The organism is Caulobacter sp. P1_B12_2, from assembly GCF_056406675.1.
This window is the reverse complement of the sequence record NZ_JBFTZS010000702.1, coordinates 1-1,510: the sequence shown is the minus strand read 5'-3', so window position 1 is coordinate 1,510 and position 1,510 is coordinate 1. Positions and strand designations below refer to the sequence as shown.

General features: G+C 68.4%; 3 protein-coding genes. All 3 read right to left on the bottom strand.

The window, feature by feature from the left end:
• Positions 1–188: 188 nt before the first annotated feature.
• Complete coding sequence (locus AC1DZ6_RS25050; protein WP_477099797.1) at positions 189–602, bottom strand: hypothetical protein; 414 nt, start codon at positions 600–602, stop codon at positions 189–191.
• 26 nt (positions 603–628) lie between these two features.
• Complete coding sequence (locus AC1DZ6_RS25045; protein WP_477099796.1) at positions 629–1,108, bottom strand: sterol desaturase family protein; 480 nt, start codon at positions 1,106–1,108, stop codon at positions 629–631.
• Positions 1,109–1,113: 5 nt separating this feature from the next.
• On the bottom strand, positions 1,114–1,510 hold a 397-nt coding region (locus tag AC1DZ6_RS25040), incomplete at its 5' end, for an ABC transporter permease (RefSeq protein WP_477099795.1).

Below are 1,510 nucleotides of genomic sequence, written 5' to 3'. Positions count from 1 at the left end.
TCTGAACTTCTAGGCTCACTCACTTGCCCCCACCTGACCGCTTCGCGGTCTGTCCGCCCCCATCGGGGCGGAGGACGCGCCGCGCCAGCCAAGCCTCTTCCCCCTATGGGGGAAGACGATCGCGAAGCGATCCGTAGGGGGCAAGTGGTCGCGGCTCAGCCCTAACGCAGCACCCCGCGCCGCGTCATCTACCACGCGTACCAGGTGAAAAACGCCAGCAGCCCAGCGATCACCGCGCTGGTGATCGCCATCTGCGAGCCCATGATCTTGCCGCCGTCGGTCAGCACATAGGTGTAGGCCACGCTGAGCAGGCAGGCCGCCAGCGACACGGCCAGCACCGGCCAGGCCAGTTTGTTGCGCAGCAGGATCAGCACCGACCCCGCGAACGCGCCGAACACTCCGACCGCCCAGTCCAGGGTCATCCAGGCCGGCATGTGCTGGTAGTGGTCGATCTGGGCCGGGGTCATGCCCGCGCCGGCCATGTAGGCCGAGCCCTGCGCCATGGTCATCACGAAGTCGAAAACGCCGATGCTGTTGAACAGCACGGCGACGACGCCCACCAGCCACAGGCGCCAGGGCGTCCTGATCGGTGTCTCGGTCATGGTCCCCTCCCTCTTGCGGTCGGCGGCTAGGCGTCGACTCCGCGTTCTCGCAGCTTGGCCTTCAGCTCCCGCACCGGCCGGGCCAGCAGGAAACCGAACGACACCGCCCCGTGCTTGGTGTGGACCGCGTGGTGGATCCGGTGGGCCTGGATCAGTTGCTTCCAATAGCGCGAACGGCCCAGCGGAACCTTGAACCGCTGATGCACCATGCCGTCGTGGAACACCGCGTAGATCGCGCCGTAGGCCGTGATCCCCAGGCCGACCGGCAGCAGCCAGGGTATGCCGTGCACCCCGAAATAGATCGCCACGATGGCCGGCGCGGCGAACACCACCGCGAACAGGTCGTTCAGCTCGAAGCGGCCGGTGCGCGGCTCGTGGTGCGAACGGTGCCAGGCCCACCCCCAGCCGTGCATCACATAGCGATGCGTGACCCAGGCGAAGCCTTCCATGAAGGCCAGGGCCGCCAGGAACAGGGCCAGGTCGAGACCGAGGGTCGCCATCGTCATCCGGATCACCGCCGAAGCCGGCGAGCCAATGTGTGCGCGACCACCAGGCCGAAGAGCCCGACCACGGTCAGCACGCACCAGGCCTTATACACGCCGCCGATCCCGGCGTCGCGCCAGAGGATCGCCTGATAGGCGTCGATGGTCCAGGCGTGGGGCGTGAACCAGCCGACCGCCTGCAGCCACGGCGGCATCAGGAAGCGCGGCACCATGCTGCCGCCGATCGCCGCCAGGACCAGGATCACGAAGGTCGACAGCATCTGGGCCTGGTCGCGTGTCCGGCACACCGAGACCAGCCCCAGGGCCACCCCCGCCGCGCAGGCCGAGGCCGCCAGGGTGGTGGGCAGCCACAGCGCCAGGTGCTGGACCACCGCCACGCCGTAGACGATCTGGGCGGTGGAGAAG

What these genes read in the sequence shown, in the direction of transcription:
- AC1DZ6_RS25050 (WP_477099797.1), bottom strand. Translation starts at nt 602, where the DNA reads ATGACCGAGACACCGATCAGGACGCCCTGGCGCCTGTGGCTGGTGGGC.
- AC1DZ6_RS25045 (WP_477099796.1), bottom strand. Translation starts at nt 1,108, where the DNA reads ATGACGATGGCGACCCTCGGTCTCGACCTGGCCCTGTTCCTGGCGGCC.